The 25,428-nt window shown below is 41.8% G+C and carries 28 protein-coding genes; 18 read left to right on the forward strand and 10 right to left on the reverse strand.

Annotated elements, in window-relative coordinates; translation table 11 throughout:
• The first annotated feature begins 11 nt into the window (after positions 1 to 11).
• From udk to ACO06Y_RS19600, 11 genes are all read left to right on the forward strand, one after another.
• The gene (gene udk, locus ACO06Y_RS19550) at positions 12 to 620 is read left to right on the forward strand and encodes a uridine kinase (protein WP_422080724.1); all 609 of its coding nucleotides are present in this window, start codon (positions 12 to 14) and stop codon (positions 618 to 620) included.
• Positions 621 to 624: 4 nt separating this feature from the next.
• Positions 625 to 960 (forward strand): FtsB family cell division protein, encoded by a 336-nt coding sequence (locus tag ACO06Y_RS19555; protein ID WP_422080725.1) that lies wholly within the window; start codon positions 625 to 627, stop codon positions 958 to 960.
• Positions 953 to 2,338: a methylmalonyl-CoA mutase subunit beta gene (locus ACO06Y_RS19560; RefSeq protein ID WP_422080726.1), complete on the forward strand. Its 1,386-nt coding sequence runs from the start codon at positions 953 to 955 to the stop codon at positions 2,336 to 2,338. Before ACO06Y_RS19555 ends, ACO06Y_RS19560 begins: the two co-directional genes overlap by 8 nt.
• Positions 2,331 to 4,481 (forward strand): methylmalonyl-CoA mutase, encoded by a 2,151-nt coding sequence (gene scpA, locus ACO06Y_RS19565; RefSeq protein ID WP_422080727.1) that lies wholly within the window; start codon positions 2,331 to 2,333, stop codon positions 4,479 to 4,481. Before ACO06Y_RS19560 ends, scpA begins: the two co-directional genes overlap by 8 nt.
• Before the next feature lie 160 nt (positions 4,482 to 4,641).
• On the forward strand, positions 4,642 to 5,415 hold the full coding sequence (locus ACO06Y_RS19570) for a ParA family protein (RefSeq protein ID WP_422080728.1): 774 nt from the start codon (positions 4,642 to 4,644) through the stop codon (positions 5,413 to 5,415).
• Positions 5,415 to 6,320 carry a ParB/RepB/Spo0J family partition protein gene (locus tag ACO06Y_RS19575; protein ID WP_422080729.1) on the forward strand — a complete coding sequence of 302 codons (906 nt, stop codon included), beginning with the start codon at positions 5,415 to 5,417 and terminating at the stop codon, positions 6,318 to 6,320. Before ACO06Y_RS19570 ends, ACO06Y_RS19575 begins: the two co-directional genes overlap by 1 nt.
• Complete coding sequence (locus ACO06Y_RS19580; RefSeq protein WP_422080730.1) at positions 6,310 to 6,966, forward strand: DUF5683 domain-containing protein; 657 nt, start codon at positions 6,310 to 6,312, stop codon at positions 6,964 to 6,966. Before ACO06Y_RS19575 ends, ACO06Y_RS19580 begins: the two co-directional genes overlap by 11 nt.
• A gap of 3 nt (positions 6,967 to 6,969) precedes the next feature.
• Positions 6,970 to 7,671 carry a 4-hydroxy-tetrahydrodipicolinate reductase gene (dapB, locus tag ACO06Y_RS19585; RefSeq protein WP_422080731.1) on the forward strand — a complete coding sequence of 234 codons (702 nt, stop codon included), beginning with the start codon at positions 6,970 to 6,972 and terminating at the stop codon, positions 7,669 to 7,671.
• A 112-nt stretch (positions 7,672 to 7,783) separates the two neighbouring features.
• On the forward strand, positions 7,784 to 9,481 hold the full coding sequence (lepB, locus tag ACO06Y_RS19590; protein WP_422080732.1) for a signal peptidase I: 1,698 nt from the start codon (positions 7,784 to 7,786) through the stop codon (positions 9,479 to 9,481).
• A 64-nt stretch (positions 9,482 to 9,545) separates the two neighbouring features.
• The gene (locus ACO06Y_RS19595) at positions 9,546 to 10,196 is read left to right on the forward strand and encodes a WbqC family protein (protein WP_422080733.1); all 651 of its coding nucleotides are present in this window, start codon (positions 9,546 to 9,548) and stop codon (positions 10,194 to 10,196) included.
• A complete protein-coding gene (locus ACO06Y_RS19600) occupies positions 10,189 to 10,512 on the forward strand; it encodes a DUF6122 family protein (RefSeq protein ID WP_422080734.1) in 324 nt (107 codons plus the stop codon). Before ACO06Y_RS19595 ends, ACO06Y_RS19600 begins: the two co-directional genes overlap by 8 nt.
• Here the strand turns inward: ACO06Y_RS19600 and ACO06Y_RS19605 are convergent.
• From ACO06Y_RS19605 to ACO06Y_RS19635, 7 genes are all read right to left on the reverse strand, one after another.
• A complete protein-coding gene (locus ACO06Y_RS19605; RefSeq protein WP_422080735.1) occupies positions 10,486 to 11,211 on the reverse strand; it encodes an endonuclease/exonuclease/phosphatase family protein in 726 nt (241 codons plus the stop codon). The two genes, ACO06Y_RS19600 and ACO06Y_RS19605, sit on opposite strands and share 27 nt — an antisense overlap.
• Before the next feature lie 310 nt (positions 11,212 to 11,521).
• Positions 11,522 to 12,397 carry a rhomboid family intramembrane serine protease gene (locus tag ACO06Y_RS19610; RefSeq protein WP_422080736.1) on the reverse strand — a complete coding sequence of 292 codons (876 nt, stop codon included), beginning with the start codon at positions 12,395 to 12,397 and terminating at the stop codon, positions 11,522 to 11,524.
• A gap of 1 nt (position 12,398) precedes the next feature.
• Positions 12,399 to 13,142, reverse strand: coding sequence for a rhomboid family intramembrane serine protease (locus tag ACO06Y_RS19615; RefSeq protein ID WP_422080737.1), 744 nt, complete (start codon positions 13,140 to 13,142; stop codon positions 12,399 to 12,401).
• The gene (gene mutL, locus ACO06Y_RS19620; RefSeq protein WP_422080738.1) at positions 13,143 to 15,002 is read right to left on the reverse strand and encodes a DNA mismatch repair endonuclease MutL; all 1,860 of its coding nucleotides are present in this window, start codon (positions 15,000 to 15,002) and stop codon (positions 13,143 to 13,145) included.
• Entirely contained in the window at positions 15,002 to 15,301 is a 300-nt protein-coding gene (locus ACO06Y_RS19625; RefSeq protein WP_422080739.1) for a riboflavin synthase subunit beta, read from the reverse strand. The genes mutL and ACO06Y_RS19625 overlap by 1 nt, the downstream gene beginning before the upstream one ends.
• Positions 15,302 to 15,432: 131 nt before the next feature.
• The gene (gene ribH / locus ACO06Y_RS19630; protein ID WP_422080740.1) at positions 15,433 to 15,918 is read right to left on the reverse strand and encodes a 6,7-dimethyl-8-ribityllumazine synthase; all 486 of its coding nucleotides are present in this window, start codon (positions 15,916 to 15,918) and stop codon (positions 15,433 to 15,435) included.
• Positions 15,918 to 16,685, reverse strand: a complete 768-nt coding sequence (locus ACO06Y_RS19635) for a tetratricopeptide repeat protein (protein WP_422080741.1) — start codon at positions 16,683 to 16,685, stop codon at positions 15,918 to 15,920. The genes ribH and ACO06Y_RS19635 overlap by 1 nt, the downstream gene beginning before the upstream one ends.
• Before the next feature lie 128 nt (positions 16,686 to 16,813).
• Here ACO06Y_RS19635 and recF point away from each other — a divergent pair, with 128 nt between their 5' ends.
• The 3 genes from recF to ACO06Y_RS19650 are packed head-to-tail and all read left to right on the forward strand — an operon-like array spanning position 16,814 to position 18,610.
• Positions 16,814 to 17,893: a DNA replication/repair protein RecF gene (recF, locus tag ACO06Y_RS19640; RefSeq protein WP_422080742.1), complete on the forward strand. Its 1,080-nt coding sequence runs from the start codon at positions 16,814 to 16,816 to the stop codon at positions 17,891 to 17,893.
• A 1-nt stretch (position 17,894) separates the two neighbouring features.
• Positions 17,895 to 18,314: a hypothetical protein gene (locus ACO06Y_RS19645; RefSeq protein ID WP_422080743.1), complete on the forward strand. Its 420-nt coding sequence runs from the start codon at positions 17,895 to 17,897 to the stop codon at positions 18,312 to 18,314.
• A complete protein-coding gene (locus tag ACO06Y_RS19650; RefSeq protein WP_422080744.1) occupies positions 18,314 to 18,610 on the forward strand; it encodes a DUF721 domain-containing protein in 297 nt (98 codons plus the stop codon). The genes ACO06Y_RS19645 and ACO06Y_RS19650 overlap by 1 nt, the downstream gene beginning before the upstream one ends.
• A 60-nt stretch (positions 18,611 to 18,670) precedes the next feature.
• Here ACO06Y_RS19650 and ACO06Y_RS19655 read toward each other — a convergent pair whose 3' ends face one another.
• Complete coding sequence (locus ACO06Y_RS19655) at positions 18,671 to 19,090, reverse strand: nucleoside-diphosphate kinase (protein WP_422080745.1); 420 nt, start codon at positions 19,088 to 19,090, stop codon at positions 18,671 to 18,673.
• Between the two features lie 107 nt (positions 19,091 to 19,197).
• On the opposite strand from ACO06Y_RS19655, the gene ACO06Y_RS19660 reads away from it, so the two are divergent.
• The 3 genes from ACO06Y_RS19660 (at position 19,198) to ACO06Y_RS19670 (ending at position 22,049) form a co-directional block, all read left to right on the forward strand.
• Entirely contained in the window at positions 19,198 to 20,214 is a 1,017-nt protein-coding gene (locus ACO06Y_RS19660; protein WP_422080746.1) for a DHH family phosphoesterase, read from the forward strand.
• Complete coding sequence (gene gldI / locus ACO06Y_RS19665) at positions 20,211 to 20,759, forward strand: gliding motility-associated peptidyl-prolyl isomerase GldI (RefSeq protein WP_422080747.1); 549 nt, start codon at positions 20,211 to 20,213, stop codon at positions 20,757 to 20,759. The genes ACO06Y_RS19660 and gldI overlap by 4 nt, the downstream gene beginning before the upstream one ends.
• A 177-nt stretch (positions 20,760 to 20,936) precedes the next feature.
• Positions 20,937 to 22,049 carry a peptidylprolyl isomerase gene (locus ACO06Y_RS19670; protein WP_422080748.1) on the forward strand — a complete coding sequence of 371 codons (1,113 nt, stop codon included), beginning with the start codon at positions 20,937 to 20,939 and terminating at the stop codon, positions 22,047 to 22,049.
• A gap of 80 nt (positions 22,050 to 22,129) precedes the next feature.
• On the opposite strand, the gene ACO06Y_RS19675 is transcribed toward ACO06Y_RS19670, so the two are convergent.
• Both ACO06Y_RS19675 and ACO06Y_RS19680 read right to left on the reverse strand, forming a co-directional pair.
• A complete protein-coding gene (locus tag ACO06Y_RS19675; protein ID WP_422080749.1) occupies positions 22,130 to 22,597 on the reverse strand; it encodes a CBS domain-containing protein in 468 nt (155 codons plus the stop codon).
• A 105-nt stretch (positions 22,598 to 22,702) separates the two neighbouring features.
• A complete protein-coding gene (locus tag ACO06Y_RS19680; RefSeq protein ID WP_422080750.1) occupies positions 22,703 to 24,166 on the reverse strand; it encodes an aminoacyl-histidine dipeptidase in 1,464 nt (487 codons plus the stop codon).
• Between the two features lie 63 nt (positions 24,167 to 24,229).
• Between ACO06Y_RS19680 and ACO06Y_RS19685 the strand changes: the two genes are divergently transcribed.
• Entirely contained in the window at positions 24,230 to 25,297 is a 1,068-nt protein-coding gene (locus tag ACO06Y_RS19685; RefSeq protein ID WP_422080751.1) for a DUF3810 domain-containing protein, read from the forward strand.
• The last annotated feature ends 131 nt before the right edge of the window (positions 25,298 to 25,428 follow it).

A 25,428-nucleotide genomic window follows, 5' to 3' on the forward strand; every position in this document is an offset into this window, starting at 1 on the left:
AACCGAAGCGTATGTTGATCATTGGAATTGCAGGAGGTACCGGCTGTGGTAAGACTACGGTGGTAAATCAAATAGTTGATGAACTACCTCCTGGAGAAGTGGGCATAATTACCCAGGATTCCTATTATCGTGACCTTTCCCATCTGGATATCGAAGAAAGGAAAAAAACCAATTTTGACCACCCGCAATCCATTGATTTCGCATTATTGGAAGAACATCTCAAACTATTAAATTCCGGGCATTCTATTGAACAGCCTGTATACTCTTTTATGGAGTGCAATAGAACCTCGGAAACGGTCACAATAGACCCCAGTGAAGTGCTCATTGTTGAGGGTATCCTGATATTGACGAATGCATCCATCCGGGAGATGTTCGATATAAAGATTTTTGTACATGCCGATTCCGATGAACGATTGATCCGCAGGTTGAAGCGGGATGTAAACGAAAGAGGTTGGGATATGAACGAGACATTGACCAATTATCAAACTACCATAAAACCGATGCATGATCAGTTTATTGAACCCACAAAGGAATATGCGGATATCATCATACCGAACAACAACTATAATACGGTGGCCGTAGATATTGTTCGAACCATTATCAATGAAAAATTAGTCTAGCATTATGGGCCTAAAAGAACTTAAAAAGAAAAAATGGTTCGGAGTGCTGACCAACATATACGTTTTAGTGCTCACGGTATTCGTGATTTGGATGTTGTTCTTTGATACCAATTCGCTCTTGATACATATGGAACTGAAAAAACAAATCAAAAAATTGGAAAAACAACAGGAGTTTTTACGGGAGGAAATCGCAAAGGACAAAAAAACTATAGAAAAGCTCTCCGACCCTAAGGAGTTGGAAAAATTTGCACGTGAGCACTACTACCTCAAAAAGAAAAATGAAGAAATCTATCTCATAGAATATGAAGATAGCCTTAAAACCAATAAAAAAGATGAGTAACGTAAATTTGTTCGATGAGTTTGACCCTGTGTCGTCCAAGGCTTGGAAACAAAAAATCCAGGTGGATCTTAAAGGTGCGGATTACAACGAAACTTTGATTTGGAAATCGCCCGAAGGTATTGATGTAAAACCATTTTACCATTCCGAAGATGTTGAAGGGGTCGTTCCCAATGTATCGGAACCTCCCAAAAAATGGTACGTGACCCAAAGTATTTATGCCAATGATTCCGAACGTGCCAACAAAAAGGCAATGGAAGCTTTGGAACGTGGCGCGGAAAGCCTGGTTGTAACCATACCCTCGGAAACTGTTTCCATCAAAAATCTGCTAGCGGATATTGATTTAGAGTCGGTTCCCATTTACCTTGAGTTTGCTTTTCTATCGGCCAAATATTTAAAGTCCCTTATAGATTTTATAGGTAATAAAAGGGCAAAGGTGTTTCTTAACTTGGACATCGTGGGGAATCTTGCCAGAACCGGTAATTGGTACCATTCCATGGACAAGGATTACCAAATATTGAGAGAAATCCATGATTACGTTCGAGGAAATCCATATATACATATTTTAGGAACCGATATCTCCTTATATCAAAATGCCGGGGCCAACAAAGTACAGCAATTGGCCTATGCCCTAGCACAGGCCAACGAGTACCTCAATTTCTTCAAAGAGTTGGATGAAGAGGTGACAAGCCTTGTTTTTAAGGTTAGCATCGGAACCAATTATTTCTTTGAAATAGCCAAATTACGGGCACTTAGGTTGCTTTGGGAAACTTTGGCGCAAGAATACGGAATAGAGGCCGGTTGCCATATTCTAGCCCTTCCTACGAAGAGAAACAAAACATTATATGACTACAACGTAAATATGCTTCGCACTACTACGGAGAGCATGTCGGCCATTTTGGGAGGTGCCAATGCGGTATGTAATCTTTCCTATGATAACATTTTCCATAAGGACAATGAATTTGGGGAACGAATGGCCAGGAATCAATTATTGATCCTAAAGGGGGAAAGTTATTTTGAAAAAGTAGCCAACCCTGCCGACGGGTCGTACTATATTGAAAGCCTCACCCATCAATTGGCGGAAAGGGCTCTTGAGCTTTTTAAATCCATTGAAGCCGGTGGCGGGTTTTTAAAACAGTTAAAAGAACACGTCATTCAAAAGAAAATCAAGGAAAGTGCGGAAAAGGAGCAATCGCTCTTCGACGAAGGAAAGGAGGTTCTGTTAGGCACCAACAAATATCAGAACGATCAGGACCATATGAAAGAGGCTATGGAAATCTATCCCTTTTTAAAGACGGATAAGCGCAAAACCTTGATAGAGCCTGTCTTGGAAAAACGACTAGCGGAATCCCTTGAACAAAAAAGATTAAGTGATGAATAGAAAAGAGGTGGCACATTTGGAATTAAAACAAATTCCAATACCGGAAAATAAAGTTGAAAAAGAGGATATTTTTGAAACAGCCGAACATATTCCCTTAAAACCGATATATGATAAAAAGGAAGTGGAGAATCTGCAACACTTAAATTTTGTGGCAGGTATCGCCCCCAATTTAAGGGGACCATATTCCACTATGTATGTTAGAAGACCCTGGACCATACGGCAGTATGCCGGTTTTTCCACGGCCGAGGAAAGTAATGCCTTTTACAGAAGAAACCTGGCAGCGGGCCAAAAAGGATTGTCGGTAGCTTTTGACCTTCCCACACATAGGGGCTATGATAGTGATCATGGGCGTGTAGTGGGTGATGTGGGCAAAGCCGGGGTGGCCATAGACTCCGTTGAGGATATGAAAATCCTTTTTGACGGTATTCCCTTGGATAAAATGTCGGTCTCCATGACCATGAACGGAGCCGTACTTCCCATTATGGCCTTTTACATTGTGGCAGCGGAAGAGCAAGGCGCAACGCCGGAGCAATTAGCGGGCACCATCCAAAATGATATTTTGAAGGAGTTCATGGTACGGAATACGTATATTTATCCCCCTAGCCCTTCCATGCAGATCATTGCCGATATTTTTGAATACACTAGTAAGCATATGCCCCGATTTAATAGCATAAGTATCTCTGGCTATCACATGCAAGAAGCCGGGGCTACAGCGGATATTGAATTGGCCTATACTCTGGCGGATGGCCTGGATTATATAAGGACAGGGCTAAAGGCAGGATTAGGTATTGACCAATTTGCACCTAGACTTTCATTCTTTTGGGCCATAGGGATGAACCATTTTATGGAAATAGCCAAAATGAGGGCCGGCCGGATGTTATGGGCCAAACTGGTAAAACAATTCAATCCACAGAGCCCAAAATCCCTAGCACTCCGTACCCATTGTCAAACCAGTGGATGGAGCCTTACGGAGCAAGATCCCTTTAACAATGTGGCCCGTACGGCCATAGAGGCCGCCGCCGCAGCTTTTGGGGGTACCCAAAGCCTACATACCAATGCTTTGGATGAAGCCATTGCCCTGCCCACGGACTTTTCTGCACGTATTGCAAGGAACACCCAAATCTTTTTGCAGGAAGAGACCAAAATCACCAAGACCGTGGATCCCTGGGGGGGAAGTTATTATGTGGAGAGTCTTACCCATGATTTGGCGCACAAGGCATGGGAACTGATCGAAGAAATCGAGGAATTGGGCGGAATGACCAAAGCTATTGAGGCGGGTATTCCCAAAATGCGAATAGAGCAAGCCGCAGCCAGAAAACAAGCCCGCATTGATGGAGGACAGGATATCATCGTAGGCACCAATAAATATCAGCTAAAAGAAGAGGATGCCTTACAGATTTTGGAAGTTGATAATGCCGAGGTGCGAAGGCAGCAAATAGAGCGTCTGGAATCACTTAAAAAAAATAGGGATGCCCAAACAGTAGAAAAGACGCTCGAAAAATTAACGGAAGCCGCCAAGGGAAAATCCGATTCCCAGGAAACCTCCCAAGAAAATAATTTGTTGGCTTTGGCGGTAGAGGCAGCTAGAGCCAGAGCTACATTGGGAGAGATTAGTGATGCCCTGGAAACGGCATTTGGGCGGTACAAAGCAAAAATTCAAACATTTACCGGTGTGTATTCAAAGGAGATAAAAGACGACGAGAGCTTCAAAAAGGCTAGGGAAATGGCCGATACATTCGCTGAAAAAGATGGTAGAAGACCGCGTATCATGATTGCCAAGATGGGACAGGATGGCCATGACCGGGGAGCAAAGGTGGTGGCTACCGGCTATGCCGATCTAGGATTTGACGTAGATATCGGTCCCCTTTTTCAGACTCCGGCGGAAGCGGCCAAACAGGCGGTGGAGAACGATGTGCATATTTTAGGCGTTTCTTCCTTGGCAGCCGGTCATAAGACCTTGGTACCACAGGTTTTGGAAGAGCTCAAAAAGCATGACAGGGAAGATATCATGGTCATCGTGGGAGGCGTTATTCCACATCAGGATTACGAATTTTTATTCGATGCCGGGGCGGTAGCCGTTTTTGGACCCGGCACTAAAATTAGCGATGCGGCCATACAGATTTTGGAGATATTGCTCGATTAAACGTAAAAACAGGATAAGGTCTTATACCTGAATTCGGTGGATTGACCCAATTTAACCAACTTTAACGCAGAGTACTATAGTTATTCACCTTGTGTTAACAAAATACATTTTCTGGTCGATGAAATAATCGTATTTTTAACCCCTAATTTATGATGATACAATGGGGAAGATTATTGCGATTGCCAATCAGAAAGGTGGGGTTGGGAAAACCACTACCACGGTCAATTTAGCGGCTTCGTTGGGGGTTCTTGAAAAAAAAGTCTTGCTTATAGATGCAGATCCTCAGGCCAATGCAACGTCCGGATTGGGAATTGAGGTAGAATCGGTGGACTTGGGTACATATCAACTTTTGGAGCATACCAAAAATGCGGCCGAGACCATTTTAGAGACCTCATCGCCAAATGTGGATTTAATCCCGGCCCATATCGATTTGGTGGCCATTGAGATTGAATTGGTCGATAAGGAAGATCGGGAATACATGCTCAAGAAGGCAATTTCCGAACTCAGAAACACCTATGACTACATCCTCATAGATTGTGCCCCATCCTTGGGTTTATTGACCTTAAACGCTTTAACGGCGGCCGATTCCGTGATTATCCCTATTCAGTGCGAGTATTTTGCATTGGAAGGCCTTGGGAAATTGCTCAATACCATTAAGAGCGTACAAAGGATACACAACCCTGACCTGGATATTGAGGGGATGCTGCTTACCATGTATGACTCCAGATTACGCCTTTCCAATCAGGTAGTGGAAGAAGTAAGAAAGCATTTTGCGGACATGGTCTTTGATACGATTATACAACGCAATGTTAGGCTCAGTGAAGCGCCCAGTTATGGCGAAAGTATTATTAAGTACGATGCCAGCAGCAAAGGCGCGGCCAACTATCTCAACATGGCCAATGAACTGGTAAAGAAAAACATGGAGACCGTATAATGGCGAAAGCAACTAAAAAACAGGCTCTTGGGAGAGGGTTGTCGGCCCTGCTCAAAGATCCCGAGAATGACATACAATCGGCATCTGACAAAAATGCGGATAAAGTTGTCGGGAACATTGTGGAATTAGATTTGGATACCATTGCCGTAAATCCCTTCCAGCCACGATCCAATTTTAACGATGACACTTTAAAAGAGTTGGCGACTTCCATTAGGGAATTGGGTGTTATACAACCTATCACCGTTCGCAAATCCGGTTTCAATTCCTACCAATTGGTTTCCGGGGAACGGAGGTTAAGGGCCTCCAAAATGATAGGCCTGGCCACTATCCCCGCATACATCCGTATTGCAAATGATCAAGAGTCCCTGGAAATGGCCTTGGTAGAAAACATACAGCGTCAGGATTTGGATCCCATTGAGATTGCCTTATCCTATCAAAGACTGATCGATGAGATTGAGTTGACACAGGAAAGGTTAAGTGACAGGGTTGGCAAAAAACGCTCTACCATTACCAATTATTTGCGCCTGTTACGACTAGATCCCATAATCCAGACCGGAATTCGGGACGGATTTGTCACTATGGGCCATGGTAGGGCATTGGTCAATATCGATAAAAAGGGGGATCAAATTTCCTTGTACGAAAAAATAGTTTCAAAAAACCTATCGGTCAGGGATACGGAAAAGGCCGTAAAAGCTTATCATGAAGGCAAGAGCACAACCAATGACTTAAGCAAAAAGCCCGTTGAAACACCGGATTTTGCAAAAAACCTGACCGAGGAACTCACCGGCCACCTATCTGCAAAAGTTATTATCAATACATCAAAGTCCGGCAAGGGGAAGATTATCATCCCTTTTCATACCAAGGAAGAACTCGATCGGCTTAAAAAATTGATTCTTGTTGAATAGAACCCTCATCATAATCACTTTTTTTTCTCTTGCTGCAACAATAGGTTCCGCACAAGAAAAGAAACCCCAGAATCAAGAAGTGGATTCCCTAAAAATGGATTTGGAAGAGGAAGGGGTTATGGTCATGGACACCCTGGTTACCGAAAAGAGACGTATAAATCCACTGGCCCCCAGTAAAGCGGCCTTTTACTCCGCCGTACTGCCGGGTCTAGGCCAAATTTATAACAAAAGGTACTGGAAGGTTCCCATCGTATACGCTGCTATCGGTACCGGTATTTATGCATACACCTTCAACGATGGGCGGTACGATCGCTTCAGGGCCGCCTTTAAAAGAAGACGGGCTGGTTTTACCGATGATGAGTTTTATGATTTGGATGGAAGCGGGATAGAGCCTGGAAATCCCGATTTTTCCGACGATGCCCTTGAGGACGCCCAAGAACGATTTCAACGCGACCGGGATCTGGCCCTTTTAATAACCATTCTCCTATACGCCCTTAATGTTGTGGATGCCAATGTGGATGCGCACCTAAAACAGTATAATATTGATGATGATTTGAGTTTTGATTTGGACATACAGCCATATATCGATTTAAATCCAATTACCACCGACCCCAATTATGGGTTGGCCCTAACCATTAAGTTTTAGCTTGTGAAAATTGCATTGTTCGGATATGGAAAAATGGGCAAGATGATAGAGCAAATGGCCTTGGGAAGAGGGCATGTCATCACTGCCAGAGTGGATATAGGAACTACGGATATTGACTTTTCCGATATGGAGGTAGCTATAGACTTCAGTACACCCGATGCCGCTCTTGAAAATATAAGTAGTTGCTTGGAGCATGGGGTTGCTGTAATTTCAGGCACTACGGGTTGGCTAAAGGATTATGATAAAGTTGTGGATCTATGTAACAAAAAAAATGGCGCCTTTATTTATGCTTCCAATTTTAGCTTGGGTGTAAACATTTTTTTTGAATTGAATACATATCTGGCCAAGATGATGCACAATCTCAAGGAATACAAACCAGCATTAGAGGAAATACATCATACCCAAAAGTTGGATGCCCCAAGTGGTACGGCCATTACTCTGGCCCAAGGTATTATAGAAAATACGGACTACCGGGATTGGAAGCTGAACAATGACGGGGAGAAAACCATTCCCATCAGCTCAAAAAGAGTAGATGCGGTTCCTGGCACACATACGGTTTCATATCACAGCGAAGTGGATAGCATCGAAATACGACATACGGCGCACAATAGGGAAGGATTTGCCCTGGGAGCGGTTATCGCGGCTGAATGGATTTTGGGGAGGACAGGGATATTTTCCATGAAAGATGTGTTAAATCTAGGTTAAGATGTGTAACTTTTCCAAGTTTAAAGTACGTATCCTCGTGTATACTTTTGCAAGAACCTGTATTTAAAGAATTGATTTTTAAGCCGACCAATAGCACCTAACACGATTTTCTATGAATGGATCACAATGGATTATTTTTATTCTTCTTGTACAGATAATACATTTTCTGGGTACCTGGAAACTCTATGTGAAAGCAGGTAGAAAAGCTTGGGAAGCGGCCATTCCCATATATAATGCCATCGTCTTGATGCAAATCATCAATCGGCCCAAGTGGTGGGTTCTCTTACTCTTCATTCCCATAATCAATTTGTTGATGTTTCCTGTCATCTGGGTGGAGACCATCCGAAGCTTTGGAAGAAATAATCTCATGGAGACCTGGTTGGTTATCCTTACCCTAGGGTTTTACATGTTTTATGTGAACTACGCCTTGGATGTTCAATATTTGGAAGACCGAAGCCTTCATCCAAAGACCGGCCTTGGCGAATGGGTAAGCTCCATTGTATTTGCTATTGTGGCCGCCACTTTGGTACATACCTATTTTATCCAACCCTATGTAATACCAACGGGGTCTTTGGAGAGAACCCTACGTGTAGGGGATTTCCTGTTCGTTAGTAAATACCATTATGGAGCCCGGACACCAATGACCACGGTTGCCGCCCCTATGGTTCATGACACGCTTCCCTTGATCGGGACCCGCTCCTATTTGAACAAGCCACAACTCCCTTATTTTAGATTGCCCGGTTTTACAAAGGTAAAGCGCAACGATATTGTAGTGTTCAGTTGGCCCGCGGATACGGTCCGGGTTTTCTTTAAAAAGGAAAAAGGGGTTAAAAAGCCTATTGACAAAAAATCGAATTACGTAAAACGATGTGTAGGCACACCAGGTGATTCCCTGGCCGTAATCGATGGCTTTGTTTATGTTAATGGAAAACAACTGCAGCTTTCCGATCGGGCCAAACCTCAATATGATTATATGGCCTATGGTCAAAAAGGGGTTTCTTCCAGACTGCTCTCGGATTTAGGGATAAACGAATTTAACAGACTGTACGTCGCCCAGTCTTTGACCCAGGGTCAAAAAAGGGCTTTACAATTTGCGGGTCACAGGGTCTACGAATCCCAACCTATTCAAATTTTAACGGATAGCAAGGGAATCGACCCCAATCTTATAAGACAACAACGGTTGGCCTTGAAGGAAATTGCGGATAGGCAAAGGGTCGTGACCCTAACGGATGAAATGGTTACCAAACTAAGGAACAATTCCGCGATCGATTCCGTTGTAAAGGTTATTGAACCTAAAGGAAGGCAGGGGATAAATCTGTTTCCTCAAAATCCGGATTATCCTTGGAACTATGATAACATGGGGCCTATTTACATTCCTGCGAAAGGCAGTACCGTATCTCTTAATTTGAAAAGCCTACCGCTTTACAAAAAAATCATTCGGGATTATGAACATAATTCCATAGAAGTGTCGGGGAACCAGATAAAAATCAATGGTATAGTGGCCGATAGCTATACTTTTAAGCAGGACTACTATTGGATGATGGGAGACAATAGGGACCACTCCGAGGATAGCCGGGCTTGGGGTTATGTACCCGAAGACCATATCGTGGGAACTCCGATTTTTATATGGATGAGTATCGAGAATTTTACGGATGGTCTATCTAATTGGAAAATACGTTGGGATAGGGTCTTTACCACGGTACATGGGAAAGGCGAGCCTTATTCGTACTTCAAATGGTTCTTGGTCACCTTGGGAGCTTGGTTTGTATTCGACTTCTTCAGAAAAAGGAGGAAGAAAAGCACAGATTAAGCAATGGGTACTTGATAGAAATAATTTTATCTTTTTCTTTTTTAACCCTGAAATTGATCCTTCAATGTACACCCTCCTTCACCCTACTTACTTTCCGAATATAGCTACCTTTTCGGTTATCATAAGGGACAAGGTTATCTGGGAAATCGAAGATAACTATCAAAAACAAACCTACCGTAATCGTTGTTATATTTCCAACGATCAGGGAAAACACATGCTTACAATTCCAATAAAGCATGTGGACGGTAAAGAGGGACGGCAAAAATATAAGGAGGTTCAATTGGACAATTCGTATTCCTGGCAACGGCAACATTGGCGTACACTACAAACCGCTTATAGAACCTCGCCATTTTTTGAGTACTACGAAGATGATATTGCCCCATTGTTTGAAAAGAAACATTTTTTTTTGTTGGATTTCAACCTCAAGACTATCCAAACCATTTGTAACTGCCTCCAAATTGAAATGCCTTTGGAAAAGACCATGACTTATTGTAAAAGCATAGAGACTCAAAATCCAATACCTAAAACCTTAGACGCCCGCCATCTGGTCAATGCCAAAAAAGAAATTCAGTTCGTTCAAGAAGTATATACACAGGTCTTTGGAAGCCGTCATGGATTTATAGAAAACCTAAGTGTGCTAGATCTTTTGTTCAATGAGGGGCCCCATACCGTTCCTTTTTTGGAAAATCAGAACTTGGATTTCATCTATGCTTAGGTTTGTCTCACATTATGGAATTCATTTTTTAGTTCCCATTGCCGTGGGCCTACTTTTTTATAAAACGAAGAAATGGCACATAATTCTGATTCTTTGGGCAGGAATCCTCATAGATATTGACCATGTATGGGCAAATCCCATTTTTGATCCGAATCGATGTAGTATTAATTTCCATCCCTTGCATAGCTATTGGGCAATCGCGGCATATTTCATACTACTATTTTTTGAAAAGGTCAGAATTTTTGGAATCGCAGCATTAATACATATGTTGGCGGATGCAACGGACTGTCTATTTCTCGCTGTTCAATCGGAATGAGGCCATTACGGGTAGATGATCGGAAAGCCGTACATCATAATTTTTGTGTGCGGTTACATCAAAACTTGGATCGACCAGGATAAAATCAATTCGAAAGGGAAGGAACCTTAAATTATAGGTACTACCCAATCCAAAGCCTTTTTCCTGGAAGGTATCTTTAAAATCGCCCTTCAGTGTGTGGTATATACGTGAGAATTGTGTGTTATTGAAATCGCCAGAAATAATTTTTCTATGTTTTACATCCTTAAAATGGTCCACCAATATCTTGGCTTGATCCTCTTGCTTTGCAAGTGCCTTACCCAACCTTTTATATAGCCGTTGTGGCTCTTCCCTTTTTACGGAACCTAAACGAAAACTCAATGACTGTAAATGCACATTATATACACGCAATGTATCTGACGATATGACTATATCGGCGTAGATGGCATTGTTCCGACTTTCGGGAAAATCCAATGACCCCTTGGCAATGATCGGATATTTTGAAAAGATAGCTTGGTACACACGTCCTTCTTCATCCTTAATGTCGAAGTTGACATAGCGATAGGTATATTTTTTCAGGGCACCATAGTCTATATGTGCAAACTCCTGCAAATTGATGATGTCGGCATCCTGCTTTAGAAGAAAGTCTAAGATTTCATCGCCAAATATTTTATCATTGCCCCATTGCAAACCAGTAAAGCTGTGGACATTAAAAGTCAAAATGCTAATATCCCGACCATCAATTGTAGAATTCGAATCAAAAAGTTTGAGGAAGGTACCAAATATAAAATATCCTGGAATAAGAATAACCGTTGACAATAGGAATATTCTATTTTTCAGAATTACCCAGTAAACCAAAAATAAAATATTGATACCCACAAGAAATGGAACCAATAGGTTTAAGAACGATATCAAGGAAAGTCTTCCTAAAAGGTTGAAGTAATCAATATAAACAAGAAGTAGAGCCAATGCAAAGATTACATTAAAAGCAAAAACTAATTTATTGAAGAAAGATAAGCGCTTGACCAAATTAGTCTTCTTTACCGGCTTTGAACAAAAAATCCTTTTCGGCCTTGGACAGGCTTTCATATCCTGATTTACTTATTTTATCCAAAATAGCGTCTATTTTACGTTGATGTGCCTCCTTGCCATATTCCTTTTTTGATTTTTCCGTCGCTTTTGTCTTTTTATAAACCGTTTTCAAAGGTGCCTTCTTCTCTTTTTTCTTAAAAAGATTGGCTATACCATCCATAAACTTTGAAAAACCTTCTCCAATATCCCTGCCATTTAACAATTGCCTTGCATACACATAACCCAACAACGCACCTCCCAAGTGTGCCAAATGCCCTCCTGCATTACCGGTATATGGCATTTGTACAAGATCCATAACGACCACAAAGACACCGATGTACCAGAGTTTAATATTGAAGAAAATAAGTCGAACTTCTTGATTTGGAATATAGGCGCAAATAAATATCAATACGGCACGTACCCCGGCCGAAGCACCTATAAGCACGGCATTTACGCCAAAGAAAGCGGGAAAGAGGTTATAGCTCAACAAAAAAAACAATCCGCCCAAAATTACCCCTAACAAATAGACATTCAAAAATCGTTTTCCGTCAAAAAGATTCAAGAATATGCGGCCCGCAAAATATAACACCAACATATTCCAAAAAATATGTCCCAATCCTCCGTGGAAAAAGGAATAAGTAATGATGGACCAAGGCTGGGAAAGGAAGTCGAAAAAATCCTTGGGAAGCTGAAACCATTGTACAATGCTATTCTTATGTAGTCCAAGCAAAAATGGAAACAACCCGTTTATGATAAATACAACGACATTGATGGCAATCAGCTTCTCCGCCACATTAAGCCTTGCATATTGATATTTTAAATCTCCCCTATTCATTCTAATCCCAGCGATTTTTGTTGAACTGGTTTTTTTTCCAATACCACATCATAATAAATCCGAACAACGCTCCACCAATATGGGCAAAATGTGCTATGCCCTGACCAAAAATGGATACCCCGGTAACTCCTGAAAAAAGATCCATTGCAATTAGTACCGGAATAAAGAATTTAGCTTTTATCGGAATGGGCAAGAATATGATGAAAAGCTCACTATTGGGATAAGACATACCAAAGGCTACCAAAATACCATAAATAGCTCCGGAAGCACCGACCGCGGGAGTATTATAGGCTGAAAGGAAGTTATCTATGGTACTTTTTGAAGCCAAATTATACCAATCCGGGCTATATTTTCCTTCAGAAACAATATCAATAATTTGACTTTTTGATATACCCGAATTGACAATGGCATCAATTCCTTCATTGAAGTAATAATAGTTAACGCCCGTATGTATCAATGCAGCGCCCAATCCGGCGGAAAAATAGAAAAACAAAAATTTATTACGGCCCCACATGCGCTCCAAGGGTGTTCCAAAAGCCCATAAAGCGTACATATTAAAAGCAATATGCATAAAACCGCCGTGCATGAACATATGCGAAACAACTTGCCAAAACCCAAAATTTTCATTTTTTGGGAACCATAATGAAAACCATTGATACATCTGGTCTCCATAAATAGCTGTTGCTACAAAAAATAAAATATTGATTATAAGCAGGTGCTTAATAGCTTCGGTCAATCTTCCCATTTATATGAATTTTTTTTCGATATCCTGTTCAGTAAGCATAATGTATATTGGCTTGTTGAAAGGACTTACCCTGGATTCCTTACAGGCGAATAAATCATTGACCAAGGCCAATTGGGAGCTGCACTCCAGAACCTCCCCCGTTTTTACCGACAATGATTTAGACAAGGTTTTTGATAGAATATCGGCCTGTGAAAAGCTTTCGCCAGCAATCTCCTGCCTGTAATCCGAAATCAATTGATCTAGTACCGTACCCACTTCGTTTTCGGGGATTAAGAGCGGTACCCCTGTAATTTTCAAGGATTCCTCGTCCAAAGTTTCAAAAACAAAACCAATATGGGTAAGATCCTTTCTTATTTCTTCCAGAATGGCCCTATCCGATTTTGTGAACGATAGCGTCAACGGAAATAAGAGTTGCTGACTCACCGATTGTTTTACCGTCATGTTCCGCAATAGTTTTTCATAAAGTACGCGTTGGTGGGCCCTATTTTGGTCAATGACCACCATTCCGGATTTAATGGAAGTCACAATATACTTTCGCCGAAGTTGAAATGTGGTCGCAACGGAATGCGCTACATCCAATTGATCTTCAAAAACCGAACCCGTAATGGTATCCGACTCCAGATGTACACTACTAAAACTTGTATCGTCCCCCACTGATTGATCCATCCCGACATACATACTCTCCCATTGCCCACGGGTTTTTCGCACCGCACTGTGTCCTTGTTTGGTGAAAGACGATCTCCCTGAAGTTTCCAAAAAAGGGTTGAATTGGGCATCTACGCTAACTTGCGGTTGTTTTGCTTCCTTGTTCTTATAGGCATAGGGAGTGTCCAAATTCTGATCGTGTTCAAAATCCAGGGCTGGAACTATATTGAACTGCCCCAAACTATGCTTTACGGTAGACCTCAAAATTGCATATAACGTATGTTCATCATCAAATTTGACTTCGGTCTTGGTAGGGTGGATATTTATGTCTATAGAGGAAGGATCTACTTCCAAATACAAAAAATACCCGGGGTAAGTATCCGTTTTTATAAGTCCTTCAAAAGCTGAAACAACGGCATGATTCAGGTATGGGCTCTTGATAAATCTATGGTTTACGAAAAAAAACTGTTCACCCCTGCTCTTTTTTGCAAATTCCGGCTTGTGTATAAATCCTTGGATTTTTATTACGTTGGTCTCCTCTTTAACTGGCACCAATTTTGCATTGGCCCTGGTTCCAAAAATATGAACAATCCGTTGGCGATAGTTGCTTTTGGGCAAATTGAAGAGCTCGCTTCCATTACTGTAAAAGTGAAAGGTTATATTGGGATGTGCCAAGACTACCCTGTGAAATTCGTCCGTAATATGCCGAAGCTCCACTTGATTCGACTTTAAAAAATTACGGCGCGCGGGGATATTAAAAAACAAATTCTTTACGGACAATGAAGTGCCCTTGGGGGTTACGCAGACCTCTTGGGATACCACCTCGCTTCCTTCTATCTTCAATTGGGTTCCTACTTCTTCCTCTTCAGGGCGAGTCTGCATTTCTACGTGGGCTATGGCAGCTATGGACGCCAAAGCCTCACCGCGGAAACCCTTGGTGTGCAAATTAAAAAGATCTTCCGCTTTTTGGATTTTGGACGTGGCATGCCTTTCAAAACTCAAGCGTGCATCGGTAGTACTCATACCTATACCGTCGTCCACGACTTGGATAAGGCTTTTGCCCCCATCCTTTACAATAAGCTTTATGGTATTGGACTGGGCATCAATAGCGTTCTCCAATAGTTCCTTTACTACGGAAGCGGGACGTTGTACAACTTCACCTGCAGCAATCTGGTTGGCCACATGGTCGGGCAATAGTTTAATGATATCCGCCATTATCGCCCAAAGAATATAGAAAGATCAAAATCTATGATGTATAGAAAAATAAGGACCAATACGGCAATGATAATAGCCATTCGGGTTTTGATATGGCGGTCACCGGATCTTTGCATATCCTCCTTCACACTCCGGAATTTGCCCTTTAACCCCCTGGGTGTGTTAACTGTAGTTCGGTACTTGTCAAAACGATTTTCCAGTTTAAAGGGACTCCCCTCCCCCTTATCATCATAGTAACGAGGTTGGTAGCCGAACTCCTTGTTCTTGCGCAATTTCGTGAATTTGCCAATAAAACCCATGGTTTTCAAAGTTACTTAAAATCAAAAAATATGCCGTAAAGGGATTCCCAAAATTTGTTAACAGACCTCAAGGGCGTCAGGATCGGAAAAAGCGAATCTAAATTTGAAAATCAATGGTGCCCCAAAGAGATTTAATTCTTTCCCAAAGTTGCCATTTTTATGGCGGCTATAGCGGCTTCGGTACCTTTATTGCCATGTTTACCTCCACTGCGTTCCCGGGCCTGTTGCAAATTATCATCGGTAAGAACACAGAAAATGACGGGAATCGCTAATTGTAAGTTTAAGTCTTTTATACCCTGTGCAGCGGCACTACAAACAAAGTCAAAGTGTTTGGTCTCTCCCCTAATTACGCTACCAATAGCAATAATGGCATCCAACTCCCTTTCCTTGGCCATTTTTTTACAACCAAAGATCAATTCAAAACTACCCGGAACGTTCCATCTCGTTACCTTTTCGGAAAGGGCGCCACAATCTAATAAAGCGTCCATAGCCCCTCTAAAAAGTCCTTCGGTAATCTCGGAATTCCATTCGGAGACAACAATTCCAAACCTGAGGCCCTTGGCGTTTGGAATGGTTTCTTTTTGATAAACGGATAAGTTCTTATTTGCAGTGGCCATTACTCTCCACTTTTGGCCATTCCGATAAATGCATCTATGGATTTGGCTTCATCGGAATTTGAAAATTCCTTTTTTATACGTTCAAAATATTGAAGCGCTTTCTCATTTTGGCCCAACTCCATTGCCGTAACACCGGACTTGAACAGAAATTTTGGCGTAGTGTAATCATTGGTACTATGGGTTAACGCCTTTTCGTAATATCCCAGGGCCTCCTCCGGCTGTCCCAATTGCATGAATGCGTCGCCTAGGCCACCTTTTGCCAGGGCGCCCAAAATATCGTCATCCGACTTAAACTCTTCCAGATAATCAATGGCCTCTTGATATTTTTGAGTATTCAAATAGGCCATCCCGGCCGAGTAATTGGCCAAATTGGCCGCTTTTGTTCCTGGGTATTCATCAACGATATCCAAAAAACCATATTTCCCTTCTGCACCGTTCAATGCCAAATTATATAGGGAATCCTTGGCGGTTTCGCTGTTAAGGGCCTGATCAAAGTACTGCTGTGGGTAGTACATTTCATTGGCGGCACTGGCCTCCTTGGGTTTTTGTACAAACTGCATATAAGCTAGATAACCCAAAACCCCTACGGCAACAACCCCGATAATACCCAAAATATAGTTCTGATTCTTGGAGACCCATGCCTCGGTCCTTGAGGCACCTTGATCCAAGGTGCTAAAAACCTCGGCCGTTGTACTTTCTTGGGTATCGAATTGTTTCTCTTCCGCCTTGTTTTTGGGTTTAAAACCCCGCCTCTTGTATGTAGCCATCCCTCTTTTTAATTGGTCGCGCAAAAATAAAGTTTTTATTGAAATCCTGAGGGGTATTTATTCGTTAATTTTCGATATTTTGCAGGTTCCCTAATGTTCGGGACCAAAAATATCCTGGAGTTTTTGATATGTTTTTGAAAAAGTTATCGCTAATCAACTATAAAAACTTTGAATCCCAAAATTTCGAATTCGACACTAAGATCAATTGTTTCGTTGGTAGCAATGGGGTGGGAAAGACCAATATGCTGGACGCAGTTTATCACCTATCTTTTGGAAAAAGCTACTTCAATCCAATAGCCACTCAAAACATACGACATTCAGAGGATTTTTTTGTCCTCGATGGAGAGTTTGAAAAAAATCAAAGAGCGGAAAAAATCGTCTGTAGCTTTAAAAGGGGAACCAAAAAAATCATAAAACGCAACGGTAAAATCTATGACCGCCTATCCGATCATATTGGCCTATTGCCCCTGGTCATGATATCCCCGGCAGATAGGGACCTTATACTTGAGGGCAGCGATATGCGCAGGAAATTCATGGACGGGGTTATTTCCCAATCCGATAAGGAATACCTACATCAACTTATAAAGTACAACAAGGTTTTGTTGCAGCGAAATTCATTATTGAAATATTTTGCCGCCAATCGGGCTTTTGATCCGGGTACACTTCAAATCTATAATGAACAACTGCAGGCCTTAGGTGCCGGAATTTTTGAAAAACGACAGGCCTTTATGGAGATGTTCATCCCGATATTTCAAGAGCAATACAAAGAGATTTCCGGAGGTATGGAAATGGTGAGCCTCACATATGAAAGCAGGCTACAAGAAAAAGATCTGTTGGAACTGCTGGAGGACAATCTAGAGCGGGACAGAATGTTGCAATACACCAGCGTAGGTATTCATAAGGACGATCTTGGTTTTAAAATTGCCGATTACCCGGTAAAGAAATTCGGAAGTCAGGGGCAGCAAAAGTCTTTTTTAATCGCTCTGAAGTTTGCACAGTTTCATTTTATAAAGGAGCAAGCAAAAACGACCCCAATTTTGTTATTGGACGATATTTTTGATAAACTGGATGAAACCCGGGTGGCCCATATCGTTGCTTTGGTAGACAATGAAAACTTTGGTCAGATATTCATAAGCGATACCCATGCCGAACGTACGGAGAAAGTTGTTAAAAAAATACATCAGACTTATAAAATCTTTAAATTGTAGAATGAGGGTAATCAATATCTTGGCTTGTGCCCTTTTTATTATTGGATGCTCGGAAGCATTGTCCAAAAAGGATTTGGACCAACTTAACGGTTACTGGGAAATTGCCAAGGTTTCCTTTAAGGATGGAAATACAAAGGAATATAAAGTGAGTACGAGTGTCGATTTCATCAAAATTGATAGTCTAAAAGGTTATAGGAAAAAGGTTCAGCCTAAATTTGATGGCACCTTTGATACCTCTAACGATGCCGAGTTTTTCACCATCCTGGAACAAAATGGGGAGTTCATCTTTCAGTACAAAAACAATTTGAGCGAATGGAAAGAGACCATTCTTGAAGTTTCCAAAGACAACTTTTCCGTATCCAACGAGACGGGGATAATATATGCGTATAAACGGTTTAATCCTATCAATGCAAAAGAGTAATGGCCAAGCGAAATAATACGGGTCTTCCCTTAGGTGAGGCTTTGCGGGAGTTTATTAAGGAGAACCGTCTCGAAAAGGGAATAGACCAGGTAAACGCAAAGGAGGCTTGGAAGAAGGTGATGGGTAAGGGTGTATGCAATTATACCACCGCCGTTGAGCTACGTAGCGAAACACTTTTTGTCGCGCTATCGTCCTCGGTGCTTCGGGAGGAATTGAGCCTTGGAAAATCAAAGATTATTGTAATGCTCAATGACGAACTCGGAAAGGATATCGTAAAGAAACTGGTGTTGCGATAAAATGACACCAAAATGCATCCGATTTTTAGAATCGGTCGTCTTTGCTACTACTGTTTTGGGTTAGTATATTTCCCTTCCGGAAAAATGGAATGCGCTTTCTATGGCCGCGTTTTCATCGCTGTCCGAGCCGTGGACCGCATTCTCGGCGATGTCCGTAGCATATAACTTACGAATGGTTCCTTCCGCCGCTTCGGCCGGATTCGTAGCTCCGATCAGGGCCCTGAAATCCTCAACCGCATTTTCTTTTTCCAAAATGGCCGAAACAATGGGTCCCCTGGTCATGAAATCCACCAACTCCCCAAAAAAAGGCCGTTCTTTGTGAATGGCATAAAATTGCTGGGCATCCCGCCTACTAAGTTGTGTATATTTCATGGCCACAATCTTAAAACCAGCGGAAGTAATCTTTTCGAGAATGGCGCCGATGTGCCCATTTTCCACCGCATCCGGTTTTATCATTGTAAAGGTTCTATTCGAAGTCATTTGTAAAATTTTGCGCAAAAATACGCTTTTCCCACCAACCTACAACTTTTTAGGTTTTCATTACCATTCAAGTGGGGTTTCTTCAATATTATCGTATCTTTGCGCGCATGAATTTAGAGGATATAAATGCCATCAAGAAATTGTTGTCCGTACCTCAAAAAATCGTTATCGTTCCCCATAAAAATCCAGATGGTGACGCCATAGGATCTACCTTGGCCCTGTGGCATTACTTGCAAAATAAAGGGCAAGAGGCCACTGTAATCTCCCCAAACGATTATCCAAGATTTTTGAAATGGATGCCCGGAAACGAATACATTCTTAACTACGAAAAGGAAAATCGTCAGGCTAAAAGGAAAATAAACGAGGCCTCGCTAATCTTCACCTTGGATTTCAACCATTTGGGAAGGGTGGGCCAAATGGAAGAACCCTTGGAAAATTCCGATGCAGAATTCATTATGATCGATCATCATCAAGAACCGGCAGATTATGCGAACATAACATATTCCGATGTTTCTATGAGTTCTACTTGTGAGATGGTATACAATTTCATAGAATCCTTGGGAGACACCCTTAACATTACCACAGAAATCGCCAACTGTTTATACACGGGCATCATGACGGACACCGGTTCTTTTGAATTTCCTTCTACCACAAGTAGAACCCATAGGATAGTGGCAGACCTTATTGATAAGGGGGCGGAAAATGCCAAAGTACACAACGAAGTCTTCAATACGAACGCACCCAGCAGGTTGCATTTATTAGGTTGCGCCCTTAAAAACTTGATTATCCTTGAGGAATACAAAACGGTTTACATTACTCTGAGCCAAGAGGAATTGGACAATAATGACTTTAAAAAAGGGGATACGGAAGGTTTTGTCAATTATGGATTAACCTTGGGTGAGATTGTGTTTGCCGTTATTTTCATAGAGAATACGGAAGAAGGTATCATTAAAATCTCGTTTCGCTCCAAGGGCGATTTTTTAGTGAACGAATTTGCCCGTAAACACTTTAACGGTGGCGGCCATAATAATGCGGCCGGGGGAAGAAGCAATCTTTCCTTACCGGATACGGTGGCCTATTTTAAATCCCTACTAGAAAATTATAAGAAGGCGCTTAATTCATGAAATACTTGTGGTTTATTCTAATAACGGTTGTTTTCTTGGGTTGTGGTAGTCCTGAACCCCGTAGACCTATCCAGGCCAAAACCAGTAGTTTCTTCAAAGAATCCATTGAGCGCAGTAAGAAACTTCTGGAGACCGAAGAAAAATTAATCGCCGATATCATTGCCAAGGATAGTTTTCACGATTATAATCAGAGTGCCAGTGGTTCTTGGTATTTTTACAAAGCATTGAACGAAAATGCCTTGTACACCCCCCAACCGGATGATCTTGTTACAATGACTTACGACATCCTAAGTTTAAGCAATGACACTATTTATTCCGCCGAGGAAATTGGTATAGTTCAATACAAGGTGGACAAACAAGAGCTTTTTCCCGGTCTCCGAAACAGTGTAAAATTATTGAAGGAAAAAGAAACGGCGACTTTTCTATATCCCTCTTCCTTGGCCTATGGTTATCATGGTGACAATGATAGAATAGGAATCAACGTAGCTATAAAATCGACGCTGTCCATACTGAAAATTGAAAAACAAAAAGATAGTCTGGAATAACCTAGAAAGCATAAAATTGAAATGCGAAACTGAAAATAAAGGTATTGGATATACAAAAAGTACCGAATACTAATTACAGACAACCGAACACTGACAACTGATTACTGATTACTGATTACTGATTACTGATTACTGATTACTGATTACTGATTACTGATTATAACCAAAATCCATAAAATGAAAAAAATCAATTTTTTACTAATTCTGGCCTTACTCCTGGGAAGTTGCAAAAGTCAATATGCCGATTTAGGCGATGGCCTTTTTGCAGATATCAAGACCAACAAAGGTGATATCATAGTAGCACTGGAATATGAGAAAACGCCGGTAACCGTTGCCAATTTTGTTTCCCTGGCCGAAGGTACCAGTCCTTTTGTAAGCGATTCATACAAAGGGAAAAAGTATTATGACGGGGTTACCTTTCATAGAGTCATAAAGGATTTTATGATCCAAGGTGGAGATCCTACCGGGCAGGGCAGTGGCAGTCCTGGATATAAATTCAAGAATGAAATTCACGATTCCTTAAGCCATTACAAAGCTGGTATCCTTTCCATGGCCAATGCAGGGCCTGGGACCAATGGAAGCCAATTCTTCATCACCCATAAAGAAACACCCTTTTTGGATGGGAGACATACCGTATTCGGTGAGGTTACGGTAGGAATGGAGGTAGTGGATTCCATTGCCAATGTTAAGACCGCCACGGCCCCGCAAAAGGACAAACCCGTTGAGGACGTAGTTATGAAAACCATAGAGATTATCAGAAACGGGAGGGATGCCAAAGATTTTGATGCCGTACAGGTGATGACCGATTATTTTGCGGAAGAGGAGGCAAAAATTGCGGCATTTGAAAAAATGAAGACCGATTTTGCCGCTGAATTGGCCCAACAACGGGAACAAGCCAAGGAACTACCTTCCGGTCTTAAGATTCTGACCCTAAAAGAAGGTCAGGGCGAAAAGCCAAAGATTGGACAAAAAGTAAACGTTTTCTATGCAGGCCACTTGCAAAATGGCGACCTTTTTGACAGCAACTATGAAGACGTTGCTATAAAGTTCAATAAGTTCGATCAGCGAAGAAAACTAGGTAGGGGCTATGATGCCATTCCTATGGATTATAGCCCAGAAGCAAGATTGATTCCAGGTTTTAAAGAAGGCTTAATGACCATGAAAGTAGGTGATAAGGTACGTTTGTTCATCCCTCCCCATTTGGGCTATGGAGCAGCTGGGGCCGGAGGCACAATCCCCCCCAATGCCGATTTGGTCTTTGATCTGGAAATCACGGGAATAGTTCAATGATTTTTAAGCAGCAGTATTAGACAACAGTTGAAAGTGCTGGTGAATACCGCAGCACTTTCAACTGAATACCCATAGCCTTTTTATTTCCCCCAGTTTTGTGATTTTAATTTTACGGTGGCCTTCAAAATATCCTTTTGGGAAATCTGGCCAACCAATTTGCCATTTTCAACAATGGGGAACCGTCTTCTTTTCTCGTTTAGGAATTTATTGGCGGCATCAAAAATATTCATATTTCCATCTATGGTCTTCACTCCTTTGACCATATTTTGCTCAACCTTATTCTTTTCCAAAGGCATGTTGTAATACCTGCTATCACTGATATGCTTTATGCAATCGCCCTCGGAGATAATGCCGACCAGTTCATTTTTTTCATTAACAACGGGACCTCCCGATATTCTGTTCTTTATTAAGGCATCTATGACCTCCTCAACGGACTGTTCCGGTCTAAAGGTTATCAGCTTTCGGGACATATAATCACTAACCTTTAACGGAACGTTCTCTTCTGGTTTCTGATGTTTCCTGGCACCTTGAAAGCTCTTGATTCCCATGACGTTCTTTTTTGGATTTACTTAAAGTTACTGAATTTCAATGAATACATCAACAAACAGTCCCTATGGTTACATGCTTCAATTATCCGGAAAAGATTGGAATGGTCACTTTTTGGGGATATCCCTCAAAATTTCTTTGGTGAAGCTCCAAAACTTCTTAACGGACGAAATGCTCACCCGTTCATCCGGTGAGTGTGCCCCTTTTATTGTAGGTCCATAGCTTATCATATCCATGTTCGGATAATTCCGTCCCAGGATACCGCATTCCAGTCCGGCATGGCAGGCCACGACCTCGGGTTCTTCATTGAACAAGTTTTTATACTTCTTGACCAATACCTTCAGGATTTCAGAATTCGGATTAGGTCGCCAACCAGGATAATTGCCATTAAAAGCAACCTTGCATCCGGCAAGTTCAAAAGTAGCCTTAAGTGCATGCGCCAAATCCATTTTTGCGGAATCTATTGAGGACCGGGTAAGGCATCCGATTTGAATTTGTCCATTTTTTACTTCCACTTTGGCTATATTGTTGGAGGTCTCCGTTAAACCATCAATTGCGGCACTCATCGCGTACACCCCATTATGGGCGGCATACACCCCTTTTAAGAGTTTTTCCTGCGCCCCTAGACCCATAACCTTTTTAGGTGAGGTCTTTAGTTCTTCTAGTCCTATCTGTAAGTTTGGTTCGGTAATCCCTAATTCCTTGACAATATCCCGTTGTAATTCCTGAAACGAGATTTCGAAGTCCCTGGTCTGCGACTTGTCCACCACTATTTTCGCAAAACTTTCCCGTGGAATTGCATTCCGAAGCCCACCGCCATCTATCTCCGATATACGAACGTGATACTGCTCCGAACTATGATAGAGCAACCGGTTCATAATCTTATTGGCATTTCCAAGACCTTTGTGTATATCCATTCCACTATGTCCTCCTTGTAGGCCGTTCACCTCAATTTCATAGGCTGTAATGCCTCGTGGAACCGGTTTTTCATTGTACTCCCTGGTTGCGGTCACATCAATGCCTCCCGCACACCCAATATCAATTTCATCATCTTCCTCTGTGTCCAAATTCAATAATATTTCCCCATGAAGAACACCCCCTTCCAAGGCCATGGCTCCGGTCATCCCCGTTTCCTCATCTATGGTGAAGAGTGCCTCAAGTGGTGGGTGGGGTATATCCGTACTTTCCAATAAAGCCATTATAGTTGCGACTCCAATACCATTATCCGCGCCAAGGGTAGTCCCTTCTGCCCTCACCCAATCTCCATCCACGAACATTTGAATGCCATGTCTATCAAAATCAAAATCGATATCCGCATTTTTTTGATGAACCATATCCAAATGGGATTGTAGGGTAACGATTTTTCGATTCTCCATTCCCTTTGTTCCAGGTTTTCTAATGATGACATTGCCTATCCTATCCGTAAAGGTTTCCAGTCCCAGGGAATTTCCAAAATTCATCATAAACCGTACAACCTTATCCTCTTTTTTAGAAGGTCGGGGCACGGAGTTCAAATCGGCAAAATTGTTCCAAATCGAAAGGGGCTCCAATTGTCGTATCGCTTCATTCATGGCCATAAACTGTTTAGCGTTCAAAAGTACGGATAGAAAAAGGAATTCGCTACTTTTGACAGGATGAAGAATAGGTTAAAAAATGGTATTGCCATTGCTTTGATTCCCCAAATAGTTTTGGTCAAAGTGCTAGGCGCTAATCCCCAATTTATTGAAACCTATTACAGTGAGGGTATCTATCCTTGGATTTCCAAATTCTTTCGGTGGATGTTTGGTTGGGTTCCTTTCTCCGTCGGGGATATTCTCTATTTTTTATTGATTTTTTTTGCTTTTCGTTATCTCATCGTCAATCGAAAGTATATCAAAAACCATATCAAACTGTTTTTCCGGGATGTAATCATGGTGCTTTCCACGGCCTACTTTACATTTCACCTACTATGGGGATTCAATTATTACCGGCAACCTATAGCAGAGAAGTTAGGTCTACCGGAATCCCATACCCAAAATGAACTTATTGATCTGATCGAAAAGCTTACCGCCCAGACCAATGCCCTACAATTGAAGATCACCAGAGATTCAATACAACCCGTACAGATTCCTTATACAAAGCGGGAGATTTTCGGAAAAACCATTGAAGGGTATCAAAAATTAGAAAAATCGTTACCTTTTCTGGCCTATGATAGGCCAAGTATCAAAACTTCTTTGTTTAGCACGGGATTGGCTTATATGGGTTATGGTGGCTATCTAAATCCCTTTACGAACGAAAGTCAAGTAAACGGTCGATTACCAAATTTCAGGTTTCCAGTGGTGGCTGGGCATGAAATTGGGCATCAAATAGGATATTCCGCCGAGAACGAGACCAATTTTATTGGATATCTGGTCACGGCATACAACAATGATCCGTATTTTCAATATTCCGCTTCGGCCTATGCCTTGGGCTATTGCCTATCTGAAATCAAAAGAAGGGACGAAGCCGTTTTTGAACAGCTTTATACGCAATTGCATCCTGGTGTTCAAGGCAATTTCCGGGAAATGGCCGAATTCTGGAGACAATTTGAGAATCCATTGGAACCCGTTTTCAAATCCATTTTTGATTCGTTCCTTAAGGCAAACAGTCAAGCTGCGGGTATTAAAAGTTACAATGCCGTGGTTTCGTTGCTGGTCAATTATCATAAGGAAAATCCACTTTAAAAACTGGATTTCAAACCAATGTCCTAAGGCGCACAAAAGCTTAGTTTTATTGTTCTTATAAAACTCAAATTGACCCTGTGTCTATTATCTACATGCGCCAGTTCCATAAAACGTTGGTTTTGCAAAACCGA

Origin of the sequence: Ulvibacterium sp. (genome assembly GCF_965228935.1) — a bacterium.
Taxonomy (GTDB): Bacteria; Bacteroidota; Bacteroidia; order Flavobacteriales; family Flavobacteriaceae; genus Ulvibacterium.

Bases quoted from the DNA above. Each gene is read 5' to 3' on its own strand.
- udk (WP_422080724.1), top strand. From the start codon at position 12: ATGTTGATCATTGGAATTGCAGGAGGTACCGGCTGTGGTAAGACTACG.
- ACO06Y_RS19555 (WP_422080725.1), top strand. From the start codon at position 625: ATGGGCCTAAAAGAACTTAAAAAGAAAAAATGGTTCGGAGTGCTGACC.
- ACO06Y_RS19560 (WP_422080726.1), top strand. From the start codon at position 953: ATGAGTAACGTAAATTTGTTCGATGAGTTTGACCCTGTGTCGTCCAAG.
- scpA (WP_422080727.1), top strand. From the start codon at position 2,331: ATGAATAGAAAAGAGGTGGCACATTTGGAATTAAAACAAATTCCAATA.
- ACO06Y_RS19570 (WP_422080728.1), top strand. From the start codon at position 4,642: ATGGGGAAGATTATTGCGATTGCCAATCAGAAAGGTGGGGTTGGGAAA.
- ACO06Y_RS19575 (WP_422080729.1), top strand. From the start codon at position 5,415: ATGGCGAAAGCAACTAAAAAACAGGCTCTTGGGAGAGGGTTGTCGGCC.
- lepB (WP_422080732.1), top strand. From the start codon at position 7,784: ATGAATGGATCACAATGGATTATTTTTATTCTTCTTGTACAGATAATA.
- ACO06Y_RS19595 (WP_422080733.1), top strand. From the start codon at position 9,546: ATGTACACCCTCCTTCACCCTACTTACTTTCCGAATATAGCTACCTTT.
- ACO06Y_RS19600 (WP_422080734.1), top strand. From the start codon at position 10,189: ATGCTTAGGTTTGTCTCACATTATGGAATTCATTTTTTAGTTCCCATT.
- ACO06Y_RS19610 (WP_422080736.1), bottom strand. From the start codon at position 12,397: ATGAATAGGGGAGATTTAAAATATCAATATGCAAGGCTTAATGTGGCG.
- ACO06Y_RS19615 (WP_422080737.1), bottom strand. From the start codon at position 13,142: ATGGGAAGATTGACCGAAGCTATTAAGCACCTGCTTATAATCAATATT.
- mutL (WP_422080738.1), bottom strand. From the start codon at position 15,002: ATGGCGGATATCATTAAACTATTGCCCGACCATGTGGCCAACCAGATT.
- ACO06Y_RS19625 (WP_422080739.1), bottom strand. From the start codon at position 15,301: ATGGGTTTTATTGGCAAATTCACGAAATTGCGCAAGAACAAGGAGTTC.
- ribH (WP_422080740.1), bottom strand. From the start codon at position 15,918: ATGGCCACTGCAAATAAGAACTTATCCGTTTATCAAAAAGAAACCATT.
- ACO06Y_RS19635 (WP_422080741.1), bottom strand. From the start codon at position 16,685: ATGGCTACATACAAGAGGCGGGGTTTTAAACCCAAAAACAAGGCGGAA.
- recF (WP_422080742.1), top strand. From the start codon at position 16,814: ATGTTTTTGAAAAAGTTATCGCTAATCAACTATAAAAACTTTGAATCC.
- ACO06Y_RS19645 (WP_422080743.1), top strand. From the start codon at position 17,895: ATGAGGGTAATCAATATCTTGGCTTGTGCCCTTTTTATTATTGGATGC.
- ACO06Y_RS19650 (WP_422080744.1), top strand. From the start codon at position 18,314: ATGGCCAAGCGAAATAATACGGGTCTTCCCTTAGGTGAGGCTTTGCGG.
- ACO06Y_RS19655 (WP_422080745.1), bottom strand. From the start codon at position 19,090: ATGACTTCGAATAGAACCTTTACAATGATAAAACCGGATGCGGTGGAA.
- ACO06Y_RS19660 (WP_422080746.1), top strand. From the start codon at position 19,198: ATGAATTTAGAGGATATAAATGCCATCAAGAAATTGTTGTCCGTACCT.
- gldI (WP_422080747.1), top strand. From the start codon at position 20,211: ATGAAATACTTGTGGTTTATTCTAATAACGGTTGTTTTCTTGGGTTGT.
- ACO06Y_RS19670 (WP_422080748.1), top strand. From the start codon at position 20,937: ATGAAAAAAATCAATTTTTTACTAATTCTGGCCTTACTCCTGGGAAGT.
- ACO06Y_RS19675 (WP_422080749.1), bottom strand. From the start codon at position 22,597: ATGGGAATCAAGAGCTTTCAAGGTGCCAGGAAACATCAGAAACCAGAA.
- ACO06Y_RS19680 (WP_422080750.1), bottom strand. From the start codon at position 24,166: ATGAATGAAGCGATACGACAATTGGAGCCCCTTTCGATTTGGAACAAT.
- ACO06Y_RS19685 (WP_422080751.1), top strand. From the start codon at position 24,230: ATGAAGAATAGGTTAAAAAATGGTATTGCCATTGCTTTGATTCCCCAA.